18 protein-coding genes are annotated in these 19645 nt (G+C 58.2%); 9 read left to right on the forward strand and 9 right to left on the reverse strand.

Features of this window, described 5'->3' with window-relative positions:
• The first annotated feature begins 261 nt into the window (after positions 1-261).
• Positions 262-1533, forward strand: a complete 1272-nt coding sequence (locus MPQ_RS01965; protein ID WP_013441207.1) for an MFS transporter — start codon at positions 262-264, stop codon at positions 1531-1533.
• Here the strand turns inward: MPQ_RS01965 and MPQ_RS01970 are convergent.
• Positions 1514-1774 (reverse strand): YkgJ family cysteine cluster protein, encoded by a 261-nt coding sequence (locus MPQ_RS01970; protein WP_013441208.1) that lies wholly within the window; start codon positions 1772-1774, stop codon positions 1514-1516. The two genes, MPQ_RS01965 and MPQ_RS01970, sit on opposite strands and share 20 nt — an antisense overlap.
• Positions 1775-2515: a molybdopterin-binding protein gene (locus MPQ_RS01975; protein WP_013441209.1), complete on the reverse strand. Its 741-nt coding sequence runs from the start codon at positions 2513-2515 to the stop codon at positions 1775-1777.
• Between the two features lie 149 nt (positions 2516-2664).
• On the opposite strand from MPQ_RS01975, the gene MPQ_RS01980 reads away from it, so the two are divergent.
• The gene (locus MPQ_RS01980; RefSeq protein WP_013441210.1) at positions 2665-2949 is read left to right on the forward strand and encodes a (2Fe-2S)-binding protein; all 285 of its coding nucleotides are present in this window, start codon (positions 2665-2667) and stop codon (positions 2947-2949) included.
• A gap of 55 nt (positions 2950-3004) precedes the next feature.
• On the opposite strand, the gene polA is transcribed toward MPQ_RS01980, so the two are convergent.
• Positions 3005-5761: a DNA polymerase I gene (polA, locus tag MPQ_RS01985; protein WP_013441211.1), complete on the reverse strand. Its 2757-nt coding sequence runs from the start codon at positions 5759-5761 to the stop codon at positions 3005-3007.
• Positions 5762-5863: 102 nt separating this feature from the next.
• Between polA and MPQ_RS01990 the strand changes: the two genes are divergently transcribed.
• The 4 genes from MPQ_RS01990 (at position 5864) to MPQ_RS02005 (ending at position 8872) form a co-directional block, all read left to right on the forward strand.
• Complete coding sequence (locus MPQ_RS01990) at positions 5864-6592, forward strand: TIGR00730 family Rossman fold protein (protein ID WP_041361948.1); 729 nt, start codon at positions 5864-5866, stop codon at positions 6590-6592.
• Positions 6593-6704: 112 nt separating this feature from the next.
• Positions 6705-7037 carry a DUF2782 domain-containing protein gene (locus tag MPQ_RS01995; protein WP_041361949.1) on the forward strand — a complete coding sequence of 111 codons (333 nt, stop codon included), beginning with the start codon at positions 6705-6707 and terminating at the stop codon, positions 7035-7037.
• Between the two features lie 48 nt (positions 7038-7085).
• Entirely contained in the window at positions 7086-8036 is a 951-nt protein-coding gene (thrB, locus tag MPQ_RS02000) for a homoserine kinase (protein WP_013441214.1), read from the forward strand.
• A 38-nt stretch (positions 8037-8074) separates the two neighbouring features.
• Positions 8075-8872 carry a BPSS1780 family membrane protein gene (locus MPQ_RS02005; RefSeq protein WP_013441215.1) on the forward strand — a complete coding sequence of 266 codons (798 nt, stop codon included), beginning with the start codon at positions 8075-8077 and terminating at the stop codon, positions 8870-8872.
• Positions 8873-8945: 73 nt separating this feature from the next.
• Here MPQ_RS02005 and uvrD read toward each other — a convergent pair whose 3' ends face one another.
• From uvrD to MPQ_RS02035, 6 genes are all read right to left on the reverse strand, one after another.
• Positions 8946-11108, reverse strand: coding sequence for a DNA helicase II (gene uvrD / locus MPQ_RS02010; protein WP_013441216.1), 2163 nt, complete (start codon positions 11106-11108; stop codon positions 8946-8948).
• Between the two features lie 433 nt (positions 11109-11541).
• A complete protein-coding gene (locus tag MPQ_RS02015; RefSeq protein ID WP_013441217.1) occupies positions 11542-12054 on the reverse strand; it encodes an OmpA family protein in 513 nt (170 codons plus the stop codon).
• A gap of 95 nt (positions 12055-12149) precedes the next feature.
• Positions 12150-13379, reverse strand: coding sequence for a diguanylate cyclase domain-containing protein (locus MPQ_RS02020; protein WP_013441218.1), 1230 nt, complete (start codon positions 13377-13379; stop codon positions 12150-12152).
• Positions 13376-13894 (reverse strand): YfiR family protein, encoded by a 519-nt coding sequence (locus MPQ_RS02025; protein WP_238525329.1) that lies wholly within the window; start codon positions 13892-13894, stop codon positions 13376-13378. The genes MPQ_RS02020 and MPQ_RS02025 overlap by 4 nt, the downstream gene beginning before the upstream one ends.
• Positions 13895-14099: 205 nt before the next feature.
• On the reverse strand, positions 14100-15503 hold the full coding sequence (locus MPQ_RS02030) for a heavy metal sensor histidine kinase (RefSeq protein WP_148225249.1): 1404 nt from the start codon (positions 15501-15503) through the stop codon (positions 14100-14102).
• Between the two features lie 2 nt (positions 15504-15505).
• The gene (locus MPQ_RS02035; RefSeq protein WP_041362526.1) at positions 15506-16186 is read right to left on the reverse strand and encodes a heavy metal response regulator transcription factor; all 681 of its coding nucleotides are present in this window, start codon (positions 16184-16186) and stop codon (positions 15506-15508) included.
• A 163-nt stretch (positions 16187-16349) separates the two neighbouring features.
• Between MPQ_RS02035 and MPQ_RS02040 the strand changes: the two genes are divergently transcribed.
• From MPQ_RS02040 to MPQ_RS02050, 3 genes are read left to right on the forward strand one after another with little or no spacing between them, the layout of a single operon-like run.
• A complete protein-coding gene (locus tag MPQ_RS02040) occupies positions 16350-17738 on the forward strand; it encodes a TolC family protein (protein ID WP_041362528.1) in 1389 nt (462 codons plus the stop codon).
• Between the two features lie 46 nt (positions 17739-17784).
• On the forward strand, positions 17785-19164 hold the full coding sequence (locus MPQ_RS02045; RefSeq protein WP_013441223.1) for a multicopper oxidase family protein: 1380 nt from the start codon (positions 17785-17787) through the stop codon (positions 19162-19164).
• 18 nt (positions 19165-19182) lie between these two features.
• Complete coding sequence (locus tag MPQ_RS02050; protein WP_013441224.1) at positions 19183-19566, forward strand: copper-binding protein; 384 nt, start codon at positions 19183-19185, stop codon at positions 19564-19566.
• Positions 19567-19645 lie beyond the last annotated feature (79 nt).

Raw genomic sequence — 19645 nt, forward strand, 5'->3', positions numbered from 1 at the left:
CTATTTTATATGCAAACGGCAGGCGCGCAAAACGAAAAATTGTAATTAGTGGGCTTGACAAGAGTAAAAGCATGCCTCTGCTAGCTTGTTGATTCCCTTAATACTATCGAGATTGTCCCGTGCCCCGTCCCAGGGCAGAGTCAGGCAAAAACACTTGCCTTGCTGAACCACATTTTCTGGCATCAGAATGCCTGAAAAGTGGGCTTCACGCGATGGATGCTTTATGCTGGCGCCACCCCGATACCATAAGCACATATCCCGATGAACATGCAGCCGACATCTACCCCCTCCACCACCCGCATTGCCTTTGCCAGCTTCATCGGCACGGCAATCGAGTTCTATGACTTTTACATCTACGCCATGGCGGCAGCACTGGTGATTGGGCAGGTGTTCTTCCCGGCGGAGGCGCCAGCGGCACAGTCGCTCAATGCCTTTTTGACCTTTGGCATTGCCTTTCTGGCGCGGCCGCTGGGGGCGGTGCTGTTCGGGCATTTTGGTGACCGGGTGGGGCGCAAGGTGACGTTGGCGGCATCGTTGCTGTTGATGGGGATTAGCACGCTGCTGATAGGCGTGCTGCCGGGCTATGCCGAATGGGGCGTGTGGGCGCCGGTGGTGTTGTGCCTGTTGCGCTTTGGTCAGGGCCTGGGGCTGGGTGGCGAATGGGGTGGTGCGGCCCTGCTGGCTACCGAACATGCGCCGGAGGGGCGGCGTGCCTGGTTTGGCATGTTTCCGCAGTTGGGGCCCTCCGTGGGCTTTTTGCTCGCGACCTTGAGCTTTCTTGGTTTAAGCCTGTGGCTGACAGATGCTGAGTTCAAGGCCTGGGGGTGGCGCGTGCCGTTTATTGCCAGTGCCTTGCTGGTGGTGGTGGGGCTTTATGTACGCTTTACGCTGGCCGAAACCCCAGCCTTTGCCGCTGTACTGGCTCACAAAGCCACCCATACCCTGCCGGTGGGCGCCTTGCTGAAGACCCATGCGCGTGCCGTGCTGCTGGGTGCGCTGGCGATGGGCGTGTGCTACAACCTGTTTTACACCGCGACGGTGTTTTGCCTGAGCTATGGCACCGGCACGCTGGGCATATCGCGCCCGGTTTTTCTGGGCATGCTGTGCGTGGCGATTCTGGCGATGACGCTGGCGACGCCCTTGGCCGCTGCCTGGAGTGATCGTATCGGGCGTCGACCGGTGTTGCTGCGCGGAGCGCTGGCCGCCATGCTGGCGGGGTTTCTGCTGGCACCTGCCTTGCAGAGTGGTTCATTGTTGCTGGTGACGGCTTATCTCGCGTTGTTGCTATTCCTGATGGGCGTGACCTTTGCCCCCATGGGCGCATTTTTGCCCGAGCAGTTTCCGGCCGCCGTGCGCTACAGCGGCGCCGGGCTGGCATATAGCCTGGGCGGCATTCTTGGCGCCTCGCTGGCGCCTGCCATTTCGCAAGCGTTGGTGCAGCAGGGCGGGCTGGCCTGGGTAGGCGGCTATGTGTCGGTGATGGCGGGGTTGAGTGCGTTGGCTGTGCTGGGGCTCAGGGCGCGGGCTGGGTAAGTTGTTCCAGTTCGCCTAGCCAGCGGATTGCGTGCTCGCGGCTGGTGCCGCACATGGCGGGTTCCGGTTGCAGGCCGCCGCAAAAGTGCGGGCGCTCGGGCTGGCCGAAGATGGCACAGCGCAGGTCATCCGTTAATTGTATGCAGCGCACACCCGCTGGCTTGCCATGCGGCATGCCGGGGATGGGGCTGGTGATGGAGGGGGCGATGCAGCAGGCGCCGCAGTCGGGGCGACAATCCATTTATATGGCTTGCCAGGGGAAACCGGCTTGCGTCACGCCTTGCGTGATGTCGGCCATGGCGGTGGCTACCTGCTCAGCTGGGCCTTTGACCCCGAGCTCAATGGTGCGGCGCGTATCCAGCTTGGGCAGACTGAAGAGCTTGACCTCGGGGTGGGTGGCGACGATGTGGTTCATGAGATCGATCAGCTGGCTCTCACCGGCATCCCACACCACAATCGCTTGTTCGGTGATCACATCCTGGTGGAACAGATGGGCGTAATGCGTATCCAGCACCCATTCCATCATGGGCCATGCCATCTCGGGAAAGCCGGGCATGAAATAATGCGAGCGCAGTGAAAAGCCCGCCACGCGGTTGACCGGGTTAGGGATCAAGTCAGCGCCCTGGGGGAAGTCGGCCATCAGCACGCGCTTGGGATAGGCGGCCTCGCCAAAGCGTGCTTCGATTTCGGCTACTGCGCCAGCGTGGCGCTCAATCGGCAGGCCCGCGGCTTCGGCAGCGGCCTGGCGGGTAAAGTCGTCCGGCGTGGCGCCTATGCCGCCAAAGCTGAGCACGATGTCGCCACGGTCCATGCTGCGTTTGAGGCTTTGCGCGATACGGCTCTGGTCATCGCCCAGATACTCGGCCCAGCCGAGCTGCAAGCCGCGTGCGGCCAGGGTCTGGATTACCCGTGACAGATGGGCATCCTGCCGTTTGCCGGAGAGGATTTCATCGCCGATGATGTAGGCACCGAAGGTTGGCATGATATGTGGACGTTATCGAAAATTGCATTATATCCTGCCCGGCAATGCAGGCTCGATGTGCTGGCGCTTGCAAGATCCGACCTTATGCAAGGCCATAAAGCCGGGCGCCATGTCATATACTTGGCAGCATATTTACCTTGATGCAGCTTATGACCACCGACAAAGACAACCCCGACAACGAAGTGCTATGCCACTGTAGCGGCACCAAGCGCGGCCAGATACGCGCGCTTTTTCTGGAGGGGCGCGATCTGGAGGGCATCTCACGCTGGACGGGTGCGCTGACTGGCTGCGGCGGCTGTGAATGGGATATTGAGTGGTATCTGAAGGAGCTGAAGGAAGAGGGCGCGGGGGCTGCGCCCGTTTCTGCGGCAGTGCCGGATTCCGCCGAGCCGCCCGCGGGCGATATTCCGGAGGCCCCGGCAGAGGAATCTTAGGGCTTAACCAGCTTGGCCTGCCAACATCTGCGGTGCTGAACCATGTGCTGAACGATCAGTGCGCTGCTTCCCAGTTACTCCCCACCCCGACTTCTGCCAGCAATGGCACATCCAGTTTTGCCACATCCTGCATCAGCTGCGGCAGTTTTTCCTTCACCAGCGCCAGCTCGTTATCCGGTACTTCCAGCACCAGTTCATCGTGCACTTGCATGATGAGTTTTGTGGCGAGCTTTTCGCTTTCCAGCCAGCCTTGCACGGCTATCATCGCGAGCTTGATGAGGTCGGCCGCGGTGCCCTGCATGGGGGCGTTGATGGCGGCGCGCTCGGCGCCGGCGCGGCGCATGCCGTTGGGGCTGTTGATCTCGGGCACCCACAGGCGACGGCCGAAGAAGGTTTCCACATAGCCCTGGGCTTTGGCGCGCTCGCGCGTGTTTTGCATGTAATCGCGCACGCCGGGGTAGCGGGTGAAATAGCGCTCGATGTAGTTCTGCGCGGCCTGGCGTTCGATGCCGAGGTTTTGCGCGAGGCCGAAGGCGCTCATGCCGTAGATCAGGCCGAAGTTGATGACTTTGGCATAACGGCGCTGCTCGCTGCTGACGGCGTCGCGCTCCACGCCAAAGATTTCCGCCGCGGTGGCGCGGTGAATATCCTCACCGGCGGCAAAGGCGGTCAGCAAGCCGTCATCCTGTGACAAGTGCGCCATGATGCGCAGCTCGATCTGGGAATAGTCAGCCGAGACGATGTGGCCACCCGCAGGCGCCACAAAGGCTTCGCGAATGCGGCGGCCTTCGGCGGTGCGTACCGGAATATTCTGCAGATTGGGGTCCGAGCTGGAGAGCCGACCGGTCACCGCCACGGCCTGACTGTAGCTGGTGTGCACGCGGCCGGTGGTCGGGTTGATCATGCGCGGCAGCTTGTCGGTGTAGGTGGATTTCAGCTTGGCGAGGCCGCGATATTCCAGCAAGACCTTGGGCAAAGGGTAATCCAGCGCCAGCTCCTGCAGCACGTCTTCATCGGTAGAAGGCGTGCCGCTGGGGGTTTTCTTCAGGGGCTTGATGCCCAGCTTGCCGAACAGGATTTCCTGCAATTGCTTGGGCGAGCCCAGGTTGAAGGGCTGCCCGGCCAGTTCGTAAGCCTGTTGTTCCAGCGCCATCAGCTTCTGGCCGATTTCGTGGCTCTGGCGATTCAGCATGTCATTGTCGATCAGCACGCCATTGCGCTCGATGGTGAACAGGATATCCAGCACCGGCATCTCGATCTGGCGATAGACGAATTCCAGCTTGGCATCTTCCGCTACCTGCGGATAGAGATTTTCATGCAGTTGCAGGGTGACATCGGCATCTTCGGCGGCGTATTCGCTCGCCTGCTCCAGGGCCACCTGGCTAAAGGATACCTGCTTGGCGCCTTTGCCTGCGACTTGTTCATAGGTGATGGTCTGCACGCCGAGGTGGCGCATGGCGAGATCATCCATGCCATGGGTGCGATGGCTTTCCAGCACGTAAGATTGCAGCAGGGTGTCGTGCGCAATGCCATTGAGCACAATGCCGTGGTTGGCCAGCACATGCTTGTCGTATTTGAGGTTCTGCCCCACTTTTTTAATGGCGGGGTTCTCCAGCAGCGGCTTGATGCGTGCCAATGTGGCTGCAAACGGCAGCTGATCCGGCGCGCCAGGGTAATCATGTGTCAGCGGCAGATAAGCGGCTTCGCCCGCCTTGATCGAAAACGACATACCGACCAGCTTGGCGGTGAGTGGATCCAGCGAGGTGGTTTCGGTATCAAAGCACACCAGTGCGGCGCTGCTGATCTTGTCCAGCCAGCGTTGCAGGCTGGCTTCATCGAGGATGGTCTCAAACTGGCGGGTAGTGACGCCAGCGGCGGCAAAGAGATCTGCCGAGGTGCCTGCAGGCTGGGCTGCCATGGCAGGCAGCGGTGCTTGCGCGGCGGGAACGGCAAGGTCCAGCTCGCGGCGCAGGGTCTTGAATTCAAAACGGTCGAACAGCTCGATCAGCTTTTCGCGGTCCTGCGGGCGTGGTGCCAGATCCTCCAGGCTCTCCTGTATGCCCACATCGCAGCGTATGGTGATCAGCTCGCGCGCCGTCGGCAGCCATGGCAGAGCTTTGCGCAGGTTTTCGCCTACTACGCCGGTAATCTGGTCGGCATTGGCGACGATGTTTTCCAGCGAGCCATATTGGGTCAGCCATTTGACGGCGGTTTTCGGGCCGACTTTTTCCACGCCGGGCACATTGTCCGAGCTGTCGCCTATCAATATCAGATAATCCACCATCAGGCTGGGCGGTACGCCAAATTTGGCTTCGACGCCTGCCGGGTCCAGCACTTCATCGGTTTTGCGGAAGGCATCGCGCATGGTGTTGACGACGGTGATGTGTTCATTCACCAGCTGCGAAATATCCTTGTCGCCAGTGGAGATGATGACGCGCATGCCTTCGCGCTCGGCTTGCTTCGCCAGCGCGCCGATGACGTCATCGGCTTCCACGCCGTCTTCCACAATCAGCGGCCAGCCCATGGCCTGGATGGCAGTGTGCAATGGCTCTATCTGCAGGCGCAGATCGTCGGGCATGGAGGCGCGGTTGGCCTTGTATTCGGGGTAGATGTCGTCACGAAAGGTTTTGCCTTTGGCATCAAACACACAAGCGCTATAATCGGCCGGATAATCTTTATGCAGGCGGCGCAGCATGTTGAGCACGCCCTGAATGGCGCCGGTCGGCTCGTTTTGCTTGTTGCGCAAATCGGGCATGGCATGAAACGCCCGGTAAAGATAGGATGAGCCGTCAACCAATAACAATGTTTTCATAAGGTGCCTTCATAAACTGACTTCTGACGCATGCCGGATATTCAGGATGCCATGCGCCAGTCCCGCATTTTTCCAGGCCCTCAACACGCAAGGTTAAGCCCCATGTCTGCTGCAAAAAAAATCCCGAAACTGATGGACCCGGATCTGATCGAGCATCGACGTTCCTCGCACGAGGCCTGGCATGCACTCGAGATTATGTCAGAATTCGTCGATGCCACCGAACGCCTGAAACAGATAACCCCGGCCGTCTCGATTTTTGGCAGTGCCCGCACGGCACCGGATCATCCTTATTATCAGCTGACGGAAGAAATCGCGCGCCAGCTCTCCGAGGCAGGCTTCAGCGTGATTTCGGGCGGTGGCCCCGGCATCATGGAGGCCGCTAACAAGGGCGCGTTTTACGCCCGCTCGCCCAGCATCGGTCTCAATATCGAATTGCCGCACGAGCAAAAGGGCAACCAGTATCAGGATATCAGCCAGACCTTCCACCACTTTTTCATGCGCAAGGTCATGTTCGTCAAATACGCCTCAGCCTATGTGGTGATGCCCGGTGGCTTTGGCACGCTGGATGAGCTGATGGAAGCACTGACGCTGATACAGACTGGCAAGTCGCGCAAGATACCGATCATTCTGGTGCATGAGCCTTTCTGGAGAGGCATGCTGGACTGGTTCCGCAATACGCTGGTGGCCGAAGGCATGGTGTCGCCGGATGACATGGATCTGGTGCAGGTGATTGATGATCCCGCCGCCGTGGTGGAAGCCATCTTCAAGCACTATGAAACCCGTGGCTTCGAGTTGTCACCTGCCGAGCGCCAGATTCAGCTTTATCTGTGATTGGTGTACGACAAGTTCTGCATATCCATTTTCCCGGCTTGGGGTGGTTTTTGCTAGAATGCCTTCATCCCGCCGCTTTCGTTGTGAAGGCGGCTCAAAGCCTGAGGTGATTATGCGACTGCTTCGTCATTTAGTTGTTCTAGCACTGGTATTGCCATGGCTCGCCCATGCCGCGGACCTGCCCAAGAATCTTGAACCGTTGCCAGAGGCGCCACCGCCTCCAGGCTATGAAAACACACCTGAGCCAGAAGTCACCATCACCAAGAAGGGTGAGGACACCATTGAAGAGTACCGCATGAACGGTGAGCTTTACATGATGAAGGTGACGCCTTCGCATGGCGTGCCTTACTATCTGACCAAGGATGACGAGCAAAGCGATTGGGCACGTTCCAATGGGCCAACCCCACCCATCTCCATTCCAAAGTGGGTATTGTTCCGATTCTAGAATCCCGGTGCGAAGAGTTCAGCTCTTCGCCATCTCACGATAAGCGTTATGTCCGTATTCACTACCGTTACTTTCGAGCAGCTCAGCCATTGGCTTGAAGCTTATCCGCTGGGCCAGCTGCGGGATCTGCAGGGCATCGCTTCCGGCATTACCAACACCAATTATTTCGTAACGACCGAGACTGGTCGTTATGTACTCACCCTGTTTGAAGAAAACACGGCGGAAGAGCTGCCGTTCTTTCTTGATCTTATGACCCATCTGGCCGAGCGCGGCATTCCGTGTCCGCACCCGGTCAAAAACCACGCGGGCTCCAGCCTGGGCGAGCTGAATGGCAAGCCAGCGGCGCTGGTGAGCTGCCTGCGCGGCAAATCCCTTGAACATCCTTCCGTTGAGCAATGTGCTGCAATCGGCCGTGTGCTGGCTGACATGCATCTGGCTGGCCTGAGCTTTCCTGCCGGCATGAAAAATCAGCGCGATGGCGACTGGCGGCAGAAGACCGCGGCCAAAGTGGCCCCTTTATTGCGGCCTGCAGATAAAGCCTTGCTGGATGCGCAGCTGCAATTCGAGGCCGAGGCGGATTCGGAATATCTGCCCGGCGGCGTCATTCATGCCGATCTCTTCCGCGACAATGTGCTGTTTGATGGCAACGAACTGGGCGGTATCATTGATTTTTACTACGCCTGCCAGGATGCCTTGCTCTACGACGTGGCCATTGCCGTGAACGACTGGTGCGTGCATGCCGATGGCAGCCTGGACCAGGCCAGAGTTATGGCGCTGATAGAGGCATACCACGCCGTGCGCCCACTGACCGCCGCCGAGATCGAGGCGTGGCCGGGCATGCTGCGCACAGCGGCCATGCGGTTCTGGTTATCGCGCCTGCATGACCTGCATTTCCCCAGTGCCGGGGAACTGACGCATGCCAAGGATCCAGACCATTTCAGAAATATATTGCACAAGCGCATGACTGAGCCGTCAGTGCTGGGGTCGCTACCCGCCTGAGGCGGCGGCCCACAATCGTCTAAAGGGGAAAAGACATCATGTTCAAGCGTAGCGCCAAAGAAGCCTTCCACTGGGTAAAGGATTGTCTGAGTATCTTCCGGCAGAATCCTGCCATGTGGATGCTGGTGGCCCTGAGCTATGTGCTGCTGTTCATGGTGATTCCCGCCATGGTCTTCTTACCGGTGATCCTCAAATTGCTGGTGGTGATCATGGGGCCGTTTTTCCTGGTGCTGGCGCTGACGCTATACCGCGAGGCCGACTACGGGCGCGATACCGAATTCAGTGACATCGTGGCGCAGGTAAAGCCGCAGATCGGCAAGCTGGTTGCTCTGGGCGGCGCTTGCATGGTCTATGGCATTCTCATCAGCTATGTCACCTCGGGCGATATGCAGGCGCTGGATGACATGGTGAATGCCAAGGCCGATGCCGAAGCGCTGGCCACGCGCGCCGTGCCGCTGGCGATCAAGATGCTGGTGTTGATGACGCCGATTTTCATGTCCACCTGGTTCGCCCCTATGCTGGTGGCGCATCACCAGTTCTCGGTCTGGAAAGCCATCAAGTCCAGTATTGCGGGCTGCCTGACCAGTGTGTTGTCGCTGACCTTTGCCTGGATATTGCTCACCGCGGGTCTGGCTCTTTGCATGATGGCGACGGGGATTGTGGTGGCGCTGGTGACCGCGATTATCAAACCGGTTGGTCTGATCCTGACCTCGCTGACACTGCTGGCCTTTTTGCTGCTGGCCACCTCGCTGATGCTGGGCTTGCAATATGTCAGCTATCGCGACATCTTTGCCAAGAAGCTGGATGCCAAGGCGCTGGAGCCTTCCGCTGCATAAAATAGGCGTGGCAACCAGCTCGTTTTGAACGATGCTCTTCAAACAAAAGGCCCGTCTCTGCGGGCCTTTTGTTTTATACCTTTTCCAGCTTGGCGTATTCCAGCATGAGCCATTTCATGCCTTCGCTGCCAAAGTTCACTTGTACCCGCATGTCGTTGGCGTTGCCTTCGTAATTGACGACTACGCCTTGCCCAAATTTGCTGTGCGCTACGGCCTGGCCTATTTTCCATGGCATGCTGTTTTTCTGCTCGCTGCTGGTGGCGGCTTGCGATACTGGCGACTCGCCATAGCCACCCCGGCCAGGGCTGGCGCGGGTATTCAGGCGCTTCAGCAAGGCCTCAGGTATTTCATCCAGAAAGCGCGATGAAATACCGTAGCGTACCTGACCGTGCAGCATGCGGCTTTGCGCGTGGCTCAGATAAAGACGCTGGCGCGCGCGCGTCACGGCCACGTACATCAGGCGTCGTTCTTCTTCCAGGCCATTCGTTTCATACAGGCTTTGCTCATGCGGGCACAAGCCTTCTTCCAGCCCGCTGATAAATACCGTGCGGAACTCCAGCCCTTTGGCGGCATGCACGGTCATCAGCTGCAAGGCATCGCGGCCGACTTCTGCCTGATGTTCACCCGCTTCGAGGCTGGCAAAGGTCAGAAAGTCCGTCAGGGTGCCGGCATCCTCATTGTTATTGACGAAGGTAACGGCCGCCGAGATTAATTCATCCAGGTTGGCGATACGGTCTTCGCCTTCCTTTTCATTCTGGTAATGGGTTCTCAGGCCGGAGAGCGTGGTGGCAATCTCGGCCATTTCCGGCAGGGTGAGCCCGGTGGCTTCTTCCGCCATTTGCCGGATCAACGCGACGAACCCTTCAACCCCTTTGCCTGGGCGGCCATTGCCCACTTTGTTGATGGCGGCCTGCCACAGGCTGCAGTCTTCGGCGCGGGCGGCTTCCTGCAATTGTTCCAGGCTGCGGGCGCCTATGCCGCGGGTCGGGAAGTTGATCACGCGCAGCAATGCGGTGTCGTCGTTCGGGTTGGCAATCAGGCGCAGATAGGCCAGCGCATGCTTGATTTCGGCGCGTTCAAAAAAGCGCAGGCCGCCGTAAACACGATAAGGCAAACCAGCTGAAAACAGCGCATGCTCCAGCACCCGTGACTGGGCATTGGAGCGATAGAGCAGGGCGATCTCGCTCAGCTCGGTGCCTTCGCTGTGCAGGGATTTGATCTCGTCGACGATAAAGTTGGCTTCATCAATATCGTTGTACGCCTGATACACGCGTATCGGCTCGCCCTTGCCAGCCGAGGTCCACAGGTTCTTGCCCAGGCGGTTGCGGTTGTGGGTGATGATGGCGTTGGCGGCATCCAGAATATTGCCGTGCGAGCGGTAGTTCTGTTCCAGCTTGACGATATTGCGCACATTAAAGTCTTGCTCAAAGTCGCGCATATTGCCCACGCGCGCGCCGCGGAAGGCATAAATTGACTGGTCGTCATCGCCTACGGCAAACACGCAATTGTCCGCCCCGGCCAGCAGCTTCAGCCACAGGTATTGCAGGCGATTGGTATCCTGAAACTCATCAACCAGAATGTATTTGAAGCGGCTCTGGTAGTGCTGGCGTATGCTGGCATCGCGACTCAGCAGCTCATAGCAGCGCAGCAGCAGCTCGGCAAAATCTACTACGCCTTCACGCTGGCACTGGCGGTCATACTCTTCAAAAATCTCCCGCATGCGCTGTGAGTGCGCGTCATAGGCATCCACCGCGTTCGCCCGCAGGCCTTCTTCCTTGCAGCTGTTGATATAGCCCATGACCTGCTTGGGTGGAAATTTTTCATCATCCACATTCATCTGCTTCATCAGGCGTTTGATGCTGGATAACTGGTCGGCGGTGTCCAGAATCTGGAAGGTAGCAGGCAGCAGCGCTTCGCGATGATGCGCCCGGAGCAAACGGTTGCAAAGGCCATGGAATGTGCCCGCCCACATGCCGCGGACATTGATCGGCAGCATGGCAGACAGCCGTGTCAGCATTTCCTTGGCGGCCTTGTTGGTAAAGGTCACCGCCAGCAAACCATTGGGCGATACTTGTCCGGTCTGGATCAGCCACGCAATGCGCGTCGTCAGTACCCGGGTTTTGCCGCTGCCCGCGCCGGCAAGGATCAGGGCAGATTGGTGCGGCAGCGTGACCGCCTCAAGTTGCTTGTCGTTCAGGCCTTCGAGCAGAGAGGTAGAGGGGTGTTGTGCGTTCATGCGCTAATTATCGCAGGTCACACTGGGGAAGAGAACCTAAAACCGGAGGGGAGGGCTGGGAATGTTAAAAAATGAAAAATCGGGGATCATGTCTGACAATTTTAGAAATTGTCGGAACTAAACGCGAGTGACTTCGTCTTACTTTGCAGATGGCGCAAGTCATCTCCCGCTTCTCCTCCCTGAGCGGGAAGCCTTATCTGATGAGGCTGCTTGATCCCCGATTTTACTCCCCTTTAATCGGGGTTTTTTTTGCCTGTCGCTCTTGTAAATCCTTACGGATTCTGGCGCGGAAGCGTTTCTGGAGCTGATTATACCTCGGGCAAGATTAAATTGTAAAAAAATGTAACAGAAAATTTGCCCCCAATACTGGCTCGTCTTTCAGGCGAGTATTGGGGGCAAAGAATTCTTATTTTTACGTGGCAATGTTCCGGGTTTAATCCGTCACCACAATAATGCTCACCCGGCGGTTTTCTGCCCGGCCCGCTACGGTGGCATTGCTCGCTACCGGGCTTTGTGAGCCCATGCCTCGAACAATAATGCCACTTTTGGGCATGCCGGATTGGATAAAGGCATCCGCCACCGCCCAAGCGCGCTGCTCTGACAACTCGACGTTATAAGACTCGCGACCCGTAGCGTCAGCGTGGCCCTCAATCCGCATCTTGTTCAATCCGACCGACTGCAGCGCCTTGCTTACCTTTTGAACAGCGCCGCGGCTTCTGTCATTGAGTACAGCCTGGTTGGTATCAAACAGCAATTTGTCGGCGAAGCTGAGCGCCCAGCCATCATCGGTGTGCACAAAGCCTTGCTCTTTCAGCGTACGAATCTGCTTCTGCCGCAGGGTTTCCTGTGCAGGGGCCGCAGGCGTTGATTTACACGCGGAGAGGGTCAGCGATAGGGTAAATGCCAGCAATGCATAACAAACAGTAGAACGAAATAATGAATACAATTTAAACCTCATACTTGGAATGTGGGGGAAAACCCTGTGTTGAATATCCCACGCTTGATGCTGAGCCTATGACTGGCTCTTGATGAATTCCTTGATTACAAACCGATGGCCCAACTGCCGCGCTCCTGGTCCTTGGCCCGATACATGGCTTCGTCCGCTGCCGCGAGCAACTCCTGTGCGGTACGCGCATGGTCGGGGTAGAGGGCAATCCCGATGGTCACTGAGCAGGTGATCAGCTCCCCGTTGGGTAGCGTGATGGGGGATTGCATCTGATGGGCAATTTTCTCGGCGATATGCACCGCATCTTCGGCATGCTTGATGGGTTTAAGCAGCGCCGCAAACTCATCCCCACCCAGACGGGCCACAATATCGCTCTCACGTAACTGGCCACTGATGCGCAGCGCCATGATTTTCAGCACCTCATCGCCAGCCGCGTGTCCGTAGGTGTCGTTGATTTCCTTGAAGTGATCGCCATCCATGAACATCAGCGCTACCGCGTTGCTGTGGAATCTGGCATCACGCACGGCGTGCTCCAGTTCGGATTCGAGCAGGCTGCGATTGCACAGGCCGGTGAGGCTGTCATGGTTGGCGCGATAGGCCAGGGTGTCGTGTTCACGCTTGACATGGCGTTGCCAGGTGGCAAGTTCATCCATCAGGGCATTGAAGTCCTGATTGAGTTGATTGAGCTCGGCGATATTGGCAGCAGGCGCACGCAAGCCGAAGCTGCGATATTGGCGCACGCGGTGGGCGGTATCGGCAAGGATATTCAAGGGCCCGGAAATCCCGGCATGCATGCGGCGGGAGAGTGCCAGTGCCAGTAAGGTACTGAACGCCATGCAGGCAAAGACGCAGCTGATCCCGGTGACCATGTATTCCAGCAGCAGGCGGCTGTGAGGTACCAGACGGATACGGCCTATGGTCATATTATCGTGTGTGACCGGGTAGTAGTAGGGCTCGGGCATGACGATGTTGGCCAGCCAGCTTTCCAGGTGAAAAAAGGCGCCTGTCTCAGGGCGTTTCCAATTGGCCAATGGGATGCCATGGCGGCCGATGACGCGGATCTCGGCCACATCCTCGCGCTTGCCTACCTTATCCAAGGCCTCTTGCACCGCCAACTCATCGTTGAACAGCACAGCCGCTTCCACCGTATAACTCAGCGAGCGCGCTACCAGCTGCATGTTTTGCGTGGCATACGCCTGCAAGGCATACATGCCAGCGAGGGTCAGCGCAAGCCCGGAGGAAATGACGGCAATCAGCGCCACGCTGAGGTGCGCGCGCCGCAGAACCTGATCCAGCCTTGGGAGTGGTGAGCGAGGCGTGGTCATGGCGAAGCCTTGCGCTTTCCTAGCTGCAGTACATTGGGATGCACACGCAAACCGCTGCGCGCGATCGTATCGAGATTGACCTCGAAGTAGACATTGTCTTCACGGAACAAGAGGCAGAACATGCCCCCTGCGCTGCACGAAGGCGGAGGCTCGCTGATGATGAGCACGGGCTGGCCGATGAGCTGGGCCAGCAGCGATTCACGTTCGCCATTTTCCATGGTCCCAAGGTAGGCAATCTGGCACTGGGCAACCGCTTCGGGAGTATGCAGGGCCAGCTGGCGTACCGTAATGCGGGGATGCATGGGGTTGGGCGCACCGGCCATCAAGGCATCGGCATATCGCGTGTCACCGGTGATGCAGAGCTGAAGTTCAGGAAAAGGCGCCGGCCAGCGCGTATAGCTGACGATACCGTACACAATTTGCGCCACCTGTTTGCCACGCGCAATGTCATCGCTGGCGGCGGCGTGGCTGATCTGGCTCGTTAGCAGCAGGCAGGCGAAACCCAGCCATGCCAACAGCAAAGAATCAGGACGGTAGCACTGCCTACCGGGAAATGGTGCGAAACGGTAAATTTAACAACCCCTAGTCAATCAAATATGACGAGTTACCCGCAAGCACCCGTTCTGTATTTATACGCGTAAGTATGGCCTGAAATGGATGAGCTGCATAGATATCGGGCTGTGCAGCCCATGTAAAGACATCGGGCCCTGAGGGTTTATTTTACGTGAATTGCGATATTTCAGCCCTGGGTAACCTGAGCTCGAATCGCATGGTGTGATCTTGGTAAAGCGCACGAATGCTGCCGCCATGCGCTTCGATAATGGACTTGGTAATGGCAAGTCCCAAGCCTGTGCCTTCGCTCTCGCGCTGGCGCGATGGGTCCACCCGATAAAAGCGGTCAAATAGCCGCGCCAAGGCGTCTTCAGGAACAGGCTCGCCGGCATTGTCCACCCAGACCGTGATCCAATGGCTATCGTCATAGTGGAGGGTGATCGTGATGGTCTGCCCCACCGGGGTGTAGCGCACGGCGTTGGAGAGCAGATTGCTGAAAGCGCGGCGTATCATCAGCCGGTCTCCGGCCAGGGTGGCGGTGCCATGGCGGCTGACCAACAGCTGTTTTTCAGCCGCGAGCGCTTCGTAAAACTCAATGACGGCATCGATTTCCACGCCCAGATCCATGGTTTCGCGGTGCGGCACCAGCAGGCCATTGTCGGCCTTGGCCAGAAACAGCATGTCGGCAATCATGCGCGAGAGCCTTTCATACTCTTCAATATTGGAATAGAGAATCTCCTGGTATTCGCCCGTCGAGCGAGCTTGGGAGAGCGCCACATGACTTTGCGTCATGAGGTTGCTGACCGGCGTGCGCAGCTCATGGGCAATATCGGAGGAAAACTCGGAGAGCCGGAGAAATGATTCCTGCAGACGCTGCAGCATGTCGTTGAACGATACCCCCAGTTCGACCAGCTCCCGCGGTAGGGAGGCGACATCGATTCTTTCGCCCAGACGGCTCGCCGAGATATTGCCCGCCATGCGCGCAAAGTCGCGAATCGGCCGCAGGCCACGGCGGGCCGCGATCCAGCCGACCGCCACCAGAAACAGAATGCCGGTGGTGAGATAAAGCCACAAGGACCGCTGGAAGTGATGGATGAAATGGTCATGGTGGCCAATATCCACCGCAATCGCGACATTCCAGAAGGGGCGCTGAGCGCTTGCCGGAAACTGCACCACCAGCCCGCGATAGGCGTGCCCGTTTTGCTGCCAGCGTTGCAGGTGTGCACTGTGTGGAGCGTAAGGTGCCGGATGCGGAAGCAGTAACTCCGGAGGGAAGCTGGCCTCCATGGAGCGGTAAACCAGCTGCTTGTCCGGGCGATAAACCATGACAGAAAGGGCGTGATGACCGATCAGCGCGTCGTTCAGGCGCTGTGGCAGAGGTTGCTCTTCCTTCTCAGGCGCGGAATTCAATGCATGATGGATGAGTTCAAGCTTGCCTTCTATTTCGATCAGGTCCTCTTCGGCAAAGTGGCTATCCACCGCGTAGCTGGCAATCGCCCCGATGGCGATCATGACCACCGTGGAGAGTGCCGCAAAAATCAGGGTGATGCGGGTGATGATGGATGTGTGCATGTTCATGGTGCCTCGGGCACATCCAGCACATAGCCCATGCCGCGCACGGTGTGAATCAGCTTGGGCTCGAACGGATCATCAATCTTGGCGCGCAGGCGCCGCATGGCCACCTCGATCACATTGGTGTCGCTGTCAAAATTCATGTCCCACACCTGCGAGGCAATCAGCGAGCGCGATAACACTTCACCACGCCGACGCACCAGCAATTCCAGCAGTCCAAATTCCTTGGCCGTGAGCTCGATTTTCTTGCCATCGCGCTGCACGCGCCGCCGCAGCACATCGATTTCAAGATTGGCAACTTGCAGCACATCGGCTTCGCGCGTTCTGCCGCGCCGCAGTAGCGTGCGTATACGGGCCAGCAATTCAGAAAAGGCAAACGGTTTGACCAGGTAGTCATCCGCGCCCAGTTCCAGGCCTTTCACGCGGTCTTCCACCAGGTCACGCGCCGTCAGAAAAAGCACGGGCGTATGCTTGCCCGCCTCACGCAGGGCAGCGATGATCTGCCAGCCACTGGCGCGTGGCAGCATCACATCCAGAATAATCAGGTCGTAATGTTCAGCCAGCGCCATATGTTGCCCATCCAGGCCATCATGGACCAGGTCCGTGACAAAGCCCGCCTCGGTCAGGCCTTTGCGCAGATACTCGCCGGTTTTGTGTTCATCCTCGACTACAAGAATTCGCATGGAGTGGTCAGGTGGTGGTGTAGACAGTGATTGTGCCGCAAACCATGCTGCCTGGCAGCAAGATGACAAAAATGTAATCTGGATGTCAGCTGGCTGTCGGGTCAGCCATGCCATGCTGGTCAGCATGAAATTTTCTCCGTCTATCCGCTCGCCCCGCACTGACATGATACGCATGGCATATGCGCGGCTGTTGCTGCCACTGGTGCTTGTCAGCCTGTTGCCCGGCTGCGCCACGTTTTCGCGTGATGGCGGGTTTGATCAGGTGGCTTCTACGGTGAAAGCGAAAACCGGCAAGGAGATACGCTGGGTCAAATCTGAAGACGAGCGCCACGCTCTGGATGAGCGTATCGCGCAACTGTTGCAGCAGCCCATCAGCGTGGACGATGCCGTGCAGATTGCCTTGCTGAATAACCATGGCCTGCAGGCATCGTATGCCGAACTGGGTATTTCAGAAGCTGATCTGGTGCAGGCCGGGCGCTTGCCCAATCCGCGCTTTTCCATGCTGCGCGCCAGCCGCGACGGCGATTACAAGATCGAACAGGCGCTGACCTTTAATATTTTTTCGCTGGTGACCATGCCCAAGGCCACCGCCATCGAGCGCCGCCGCTTTGAGCAAACCCAGCGTCAGGTATCGCTGGAGGTATTGCGACTGGCGACTGCTACCCGCAAAGCGTATTTCAGCGCGCTGGCTGCCGCGCAATCCGAACGCTACATGCAGCAGGTAATGCGGGCAGCCGAGACCAGTGCCACGCTGGCGCAGCGCATGAAGCAGGCAGGCAACTGGAGCACACTGGATGAGGCCCGTGAACAAGGCTTTTATGCCGATGCCACCTTAGGCGCAAGCCGTGCCCGCCAAGCCAGCTTGCAGGCTACCGAGCAGCTCACACGCTTGATGGGCCTGGATCATACCCACTACACCCTGCCCGAGCGCATGCCGGATTTGCCCGCGCATGCAGAAGAGGCGGCCAATCTGGAGCAGACTGCTTTGCAACAGCGCATGGATGTGCAGATGATGAAGCTGCAAACCGAAGCCCTGGCCGGTCAATTGGGCCTGACCAAAACCACGCGCTTCATCAATGTGCTGGAGCTGGGCCCTGCCCGCGTGCTGGAAGGACGGCGCTCGGACCCCTACAAAAATGGGGTGGAGATTTCGCTGGAGATTCCCTTGTTTGACTGGGGCAGTGCCCGCGTGGCGAGGGCGGAATCTACCTACATGCAGGCCGTGAACCAGCTGGCGCAAGTGGCGGTGGAAGCCAGGTCAGAAGTACGCGAGGGCTATGGGCGTTACCGCGCCAGTTACGATATTGCCCGGCATTATCGCGATAGTGTGGTGCCTATCCGTCAGAAAATCGCCGAAGAAAACCAGCTGCGCTATAACGGCATGCTGGTCAGCGTGTTTGATTTGCTGGCAGATGCACGGGCGCAGATTGCCAGTGTGAATAGCTACATCGAAGCCTTGCGCGATTTCTGGCTGTCGCAAAGCGATATGGAAATGGCCTTGATCGGCAAGCCGGATTTTTCCATGCCAGCTTCGGCACTGGCCGCCCAATAAAGCCAGCCCAACCCAGGCGCAAGTGATCAACAGGACAGGAAACGATATGGTGTCTAGGCGTGATTTTCTTAAAGGGGCCAGTCTGGCCGGGGTAGCCGCTACCGCGGCCACGGTCAGCAAGGTCGCCATGGCGGCGTTGCCGGAGATCATCTCGGTGAGCGATGCCGACACCCAGGCGTCGCACATGCCGGATACTGGCCGTCCATATAACCCGGTTGTCACCCTCAATGGTTGGACTTTGCCATGGCGCATGCGCAATGGCGTAAAGGAGTTTCATCTGGTGGCCGAGCCGGTAGTGCGCGAATTGGCGCCCGGCATGAAAGCGCATTTATGGGGCTACAACGGTCAGAGCCCCGGCCCCACTATCGAAGTGGTAGAGGGTGACCGCGTGCGCATTTACGTCACCAATCGCCTGCCCGAGCATACTTCCATGCACTGGCATGGTCAGCGCCTGCCCAATGGCATGGATGGCGTCACTGGCCTGACTCAGCCAGGCATCAAGCCCGGCAAGACCTTTGCCTATGAATTTGTCGCGCAGCGGGCGGGCACCTTTATGTATCACCCGCATGCCGATGAAATGACGCAAATGGCGATGGGCATGATGGGCTTCTGGGTCACGCATCCGAAAAACCCCGCCACCATGGCGGTGGACCGCGATTTTGTGTTTCTGATCAATGCCTACGATATTGACCCCGGTGCCTACACACCGCGCATCAACACCATGCTGAATTTCAATCTGTGGACCTTTAACAGCCGGGTGTTTCCCGGTATCAGCCCCATGGTGGTGAATCAGGGCGACCGCGTGCGCATCCGCGTCGGCAATCTCAGCATGACCAATCATCCCATTCATATTCATGGGCACGAATTCATGGTGACCGGTACCGACGGCGGCTGGGTGCCACCCAGCGCGCGCTGGCCCGAAGTGACGACGGATATAGCTGTGGGCCAGATGCGGGCGCTGGAATTCAAGGCGGATGCGCCGGGCGACTGGGCGTTTCATTGCCATAAAAGCCATCACACCATGAATGCCATGGGGCATGACGTGCCCACCATGCTGGGCGTGGAGCAGCGGGATCTGAGGCAGCAGCTGCAAGGCTTGTTGCCCGATTACATGGCGATGGGTCAGCACGGCATGGCGGATATGGCCGAGATGCAAATGCCGCTGCCGGACAACACCTTGCCGATGATGTCGGGCCAGGGCCAGTTTGGCGGGGTGGAAATGGGCGGCATGTTTACCACCGTCAAAATCCGCCAGGGCATCGCCAAACATGATTATCGCGACCCCGGCCATTACCAGCACCCCGCCGGTACCGTCGCCTGGGAAGTGGAAAACGATCTTCCGCCAGTTGAGCGCCCCGCAGACACCGACGCCCGGGGTGGCGTTGAAGTACAGGTGCGCAAACCCGGCGACCACATGCAGCATTAACCTGAATGGAAGTTACTCATGAGCAAACCCGTCATTCGTGTTTTATGGACTTTTAACCTGATCGGCATGATGGCCTTGCCGCTAACGGTATTCGCGCATGAAGGAATGGCGCATGACGCGCCGGTGACTGCTGCTGCAGATGCCGACATCAGCGCCACTCCGGGCGAAGTGCGCAAGATCAATCTGGAGCAAGGCACCATCACGCTACGCCATGGCGATATCAAAAACCTGGGGATGCCGGGCATGACCATGGTGTTTGTCGCGCAGGATAAAGCCATGCTGAACGGCTTGGCAGAGGGCGATCAGGTGGTGTTTCGTGCCGAGCGGCTGAATGGGGTGCTGATGGTGATTGCCATCCAGAAACAGGGGGCGGCCAGTTCATCGTCAAACCCGGCGCCCTGAGTCAGCTTCGCGATGCAAGGCTGATGTCATGACAATAGCGCGGCTGGACATGGCATTCAATTCATCGCAAAGACCATAA

The sequence above is a fragment of the Methylovorus sp. MP688 genome, from assembly GCF_000183115.1.
In the GTDB taxonomy this organism is placed as follows: Bacteria; Pseudomonadota; Gammaproteobacteria; order Burkholderiales; family Methylophilaceae; genus Methylovorus; species Methylovorus glucosotrophus.

Bases quoted from the DNA above. Each gene is read 5' to 3' on its own strand.
- MPQ_RS02005 (WP_013441215.1), top strand. From the start codon at position 8,075: ATGTTCAAGCGTAGCGCCAAAGAAGCCTTCCACTGGGTAAAGGATTGT.
- MPQ_RS02040 (WP_041362528.1), top strand. From the start codon at position 16,350: ATGATACGCATGGCATATGCGCGGCTGTTGCTGCCACTGGTGCTTGTC.
- uvrD (WP_013441216.1), bottom strand. From the start codon at position 11,108: ATGAACGCACAACACCCCTCTACCTCTCTGCTCGAAGGCCTGAACGAC.
- MPQ_RS01995 (WP_041361949.1), top strand. From the start codon at position 6,705: ATGCGACTGCTTCGTCATTTAGTTGTTCTAGCACTGGTATTGCCATGG.
- MPQ_RS02020 (WP_013441218.1), bottom strand. From the start codon at position 13,379: ATGACCACGCCTCGCTCACCACTCCCAAGGCTGGATCAGGTTCTGCGG.
- MPQ_RS02035 (WP_041362526.1), bottom strand. From the start codon at position 16,186: ATGCGAATTCTTGTAGTCGAGGATGAACACAAAACCGGCGAGTATCTG.
- MPQ_RS01990 (WP_041361948.1), top strand. From the start codon at position 5,864: ATGTCTGCTGCAAAAAAAATCCCGAAACTGATGGACCCGGATCTGATC.
- MPQ_RS01975 (WP_013441209.1), bottom strand. From the start codon at position 2,515: ATGCCAACCTTCGGTGCCTACATCATCGGCGATGAAATCCTCTCCGGC.
- MPQ_RS02030 (WP_148225249.1), bottom strand. From the start codon at position 15,503: ATGCACACATCCATCATCACCCGCATCACCCTGATTTTTGCGGCACTC.
- thrB (WP_013441214.1), top strand. From the start codon at position 7,086: ATGTCCGTATTCACTACCGTTACTTTCGAGCAGCTCAGCCATTGGCTT.
- MPQ_RS01965 (WP_013441207.1), top strand. From the start codon at position 262: ATGAACATGCAGCCGACATCTACCCCCTCCACCACCCGCATTGCCTTT.
- MPQ_RS02045 (WP_013441223.1), top strand. From the start codon at position 17,785: ATGGTGTCTAGGCGTGATTTTCTTAAAGGGGCCAGTCTGGCCGGGGTA.
- MPQ_RS01970 (WP_013441208.1), bottom strand. From the start codon at position 1,774: ATGGATTGTCGCCCCGACTGCGGCGCCTGCTGCATCGCCCCCTCCATC.
- MPQ_RS02050 (WP_013441224.1), top strand. From the start codon at position 19,183: ATGAGCAAACCCGTCATTCGTGTTTTATGGACTTTTAACCTGATCGGC.
- MPQ_RS01980 (WP_013441210.1), top strand. From the start codon at position 2,665: ATGACCACCGACAAAGACAACCCCGACAACGAAGTGCTATGCCACTGT.
- polA (WP_013441211.1), bottom strand. From the start codon at position 5,761: ATGAAAACATTGTTATTGGTTGACGGCTCATCCTATCTTTACCGGGCG.